Source organism: Vibrio sp. 378, from assembly GCF_033339435.1.
This window is the reverse complement of record NZ_JAWOUO010000269.1, coordinates 1-894: the sequence shown is the minus strand read 5'-3', so window position 1 is coordinate 894 and position 894 is coordinate 1. Positions and strand designations below refer to the sequence as shown.

Below are 894 nucleotides of genomic sequence, written 5' to 3'. Positions count from 1 at the left end.
ATTTCAACCGCAAAGAGTCGTCGGTATTCTCTGGCAAAATGGGTCAGCAAGTAACGTCATCGCTATGTACGATTGTGGATGATGGTACGCTGAAAGATTTACGTGGTTCACTCAATGTGGACGACGAAGGTGTGAATGGTCAGTACAACACGCTGATCGAAAATGGCGTATTGAAAGGCTACATGCAAGACAAGTTGAACGCGCGCCTAATGGGGGTAAACCCAACGGGTAACGGTCGCCGCGAATCTTACGCGCACTTACCGATGCCACGCATGACCAATACCTACATGCTGCCAGGTGAACACACACCAGAAGAAATCATCTCGACCGTGAAGAAAGGCATCTACGCGCCTAACTTCGGTGGTGGTCAGGTGGATATCACCTCAGGTAAGTTCGTGTTCTCTGCATCAGAAGCGTATTTGATTGAGGATGGTAAAGTGACTCGTCCCGTCAAAGGGGCAACTCTAATCGGTTCAGGCATTGAAGCGATGCAGCAAGTGTCGATGGTCGGTAACGACTTAAGCATCGATAAAGGTGTTGGCGTTTGTGGTAAAGCAGGGCAAAGCGTGCCAGTAGGCGTTGGTCAGCCAACGTTGAAGCTTGATTCACTGACTGTTGGTGGCACCGAGTAAATCACTCGAACCTTGATAAAAAGAGCGCTCATTGGAGCGCTCTTTTACTTTGTGCGTGAATCGACGTGGGTTAGAGGTTCTCTTCTGCAAACTCTGCCAAGCGGCTACGAACCACGCCGTTGAGGTGAATGTTCGCACTGCCTTCAAAGTTCTTGAAGCGTTCAACCATGTAGGTCAAACCTGACGTCACTGGGGTGAGGTAATGAGAGTCAATCTGCGCCAAGTTACCGGAGCAGACGATTTTGGTTCCTTCACCACAGCG

At 49.8% G+C, this 894-nt stretch carries 1 protein-coding gene and 1 pseudogene; one reads left to right on the top strand and one right to left on the bottom strand.

Annotation, left to right across the window (positions count from 1 at the left end; genetic code table 11):
* A partial coding sequence (locus tag R7Q48_RS25630) for a metallopeptidase TldD-related protein (RefSeq protein ID WP_318132974.1) occupies positions 1 to 632 on the top strand: 632 nt, incomplete at its 5' end.
* A 70-nt stretch (positions 633 to 702) separates the two neighbouring features.
* Here R7Q48_RS25630 and R7Q48_RS25625 read toward each other — a convergent pair.
* A pseudogene (locus tag R7Q48_RS25625) lies at positions 703 to 894 on the bottom strand (PhoH family protein); the annotation flags it as partial.